The organism is Blautia sp. DFI.6.71 (assembly GCF_020593585.1).
GTDB classification, from domain to species: Bacteria; Bacillota; Clostridia; order Lachnospirales; family Lachnospiraceae; genus Blautia_A; species Blautia_A wexlerae.
The window spans coordinates 1-1,267 of the sequence record NZ_JAJDMJ010000131.1; the positions used below are offsets into that span (position 1 = coordinate 1).

General features: G+C 36.0%; 2 protein-coding genes and 1 pseudogene. 1 reads left to right on the plus strand and 2 read right to left on the minus strand.

All coding sequences use genetic code 11. The features are described from left to right. Positions 1-82 (minus strand): annotated as a pseudogene (locus LJE12_RS19540) (MarR family transcriptional regulator); the annotation flags it as partial. Between the two features lie 144 nt (positions 83-226). After that, positions 227-559 carry a winged helix-turn-helix transcriptional regulator gene (locus tag LJE12_RS19545; RefSeq protein ID WP_020993870.1) on the minus strand — a complete coding sequence of 111 codons (333 nt, stop codon included), beginning with the start codon at positions 557-559 and terminating at the stop codon, positions 227-229. 140 nt (positions 560-699) lie between these two features. On the opposite strand from LJE12_RS19545, the gene LJE12_RS19550 reads away from it, so the two are divergent. Further along, positions 700-1,053: a cupin domain-containing protein gene (locus tag LJE12_RS19550; RefSeq protein WP_015530145.1), complete on the plus strand. Its 354-nt coding sequence runs from the start codon at positions 700-702 to the stop codon at positions 1,051-1,053. Positions 1,054-1,267 lie beyond the last annotated feature (214 nt).

A 1,267-nucleotide genomic window follows, 5' to 3' on the forward strand; every position in this document is an offset into this window, starting at 1 on the left:
TCTTTTCACTGAGAATCTTCTCGAAAATCCGGTCTCCAAGCTGTTTTATTTTGGTAACAAGAAATCCTCCATTCATTTCCATGCAAAAGCTCCTATATAGTAGTTTATTAAAAACATACTATATAGGAGCTTTATTGTCAACAGTTTATATGTCTTAATAGGTAAATTCCGTTTTTTTTCAATTCTCCAAACTGGAATTGTTCAAGCTTTTCAAATACTAACGTCCTTAATTCTGTTCAATAATTGATTTATAGTAGTTACCAAAGTCAGCAAGTGAATTAACAATTGGAAGCATTTTTGTTCCGAGTTCCGTTAAGCCGTATTCAACTTTCGGTGGCTGCTCATGGTAATCGTGGCGATATGCCAGCCCATCACTCATCATTTGTCTTAAACTATCTGTCAAAACCTTTTGTGAAATACCATCTATACTTCGTTGTAGCTCATTGAATCTCCATGGACGCTCTTTTAAGTTACGCAAAATCAGCAGTTTCCATTTTCCTCCGATAAGAGATACTGCTGTTGCAACTGGGCATTCCGGTAATTCTTCTTTTGCTCGCATAATTCTCACCTCCGAGTCTATTGTAACACATTCATTTTTGAGTGTACAGTTACAAAAAGGTGCGTACTTGTTTTTGTATGTGTCTCACACTATACTAATACCAAGCAACCAGAAACTACAAATTAACTATGGAGGTTATTATGGCAAATTACACAAAAACAACTATTGGAAAGGAAAACCGAATTGAGCTGCATGAAAAGTTGTCTTTAACAGGTGCAGAAATCAGTTTAAACGAACTACCTGCAGGAGCAAATGTCCCATTTGTTCATTCTCATAAAGAAAATGAAGAAATCTATGGAATTCTTTCAGGTAACGGCAAAGCCATAATTGATGGAGAAGAAATTAGCCTTTCAACTGGAGACTGGCTAAAAATCACACCTGCTGCAAAGCGTCAGTTTTTTGCATCCGATATTTCTGGAATTACTTATATCTGCATTCAGGTAAAAGAAAACTCTCTGGAACATTTTACAGCAGAGGATGCCGTAATCGGCTAATTAAAAGTATTTATTTACAAAAATGCACAGTTCACGATAAGCTAAGAACTGTGCATTTCTTTTTGTTCAATATTACGTTTTCTCAATTTTTCAAACAAGAAGTTATCAGTGATTATCTTTTAGAAAACAGCCAACTACAGCGACGCCAAATCCAAGAACACCTAGTACTGCATCCGGTTAGTTTCTAAACTATAACCGGATACAACCTGGCCAA

Excerpts from the sequence above, each read along its gene's own strand:
- LJE12_RS19545 (WP_020993870.1), bottom strand. The coding sequence starts at position 559 with ATGCGAGCAAAAGAAGAATTACCGGAATGCCCAGTTGCAACAGCAGTA.
- LJE12_RS19550 (WP_015530145.1), top strand. The coding sequence starts at position 700 with ATGGCAAATTACACAAAAACAACTATTGGAAAGGAAAACCGAATTGAG.